This window comes from Pseudomonas brassicacearum (genome assembly GCF_003732265.1).
In the GTDB taxonomy this organism is placed as follows: domain Bacteria; phylum Pseudomonadota; class Gammaproteobacteria; order Pseudomonadales; family Pseudomonadaceae; genus Aquipseudomonas; species Aquipseudomonas brassicacearum_D.
In genome coordinates this window covers 1-257 of sequence record NZ_MOBK01000136.1, presented here as the reverse complement: position 1 = coordinate 257, position 257 = coordinate 1, and the positions used below count along the sequence as shown (strand labels likewise).

Below are 257 nucleotides of genomic sequence, written 5' to 3'. Positions count from 1 at the left end.
GGTCATCGCTATTGATCGAACGAGCCGCGAAGTGAAAGTGCTGGCCGGTGGTGTTGCTCCCCTGCCCGCCGAACGCATCAGCCGTCCGCAAACCCTGCGCTACCCGAGTGGTTCGGGCGAAGCGCACGGGTTCTTCTATCCCGCCATGAGCGGCGAGACGAAACCACCGTTGGTGGTGTTCATCCATGGAGGCCCGACGTCGGCCTGCTACCCGATGCTTGATCCGCGCATTCAGTACTGGACGCAACGCGGCTTTG

Annotated in this window: 1 protein-coding gene; it reads left to right on the top strand. The window is 62.6% G+C overall.

The annotated features are described in order from the left end of the window. A partial coding sequence (locus tag BK660_RS30440; protein ID WP_404942968.1) for an alpha/beta hydrolase family protein occupies positions 1-257 on the top strand: 257 nt, incomplete at both ends.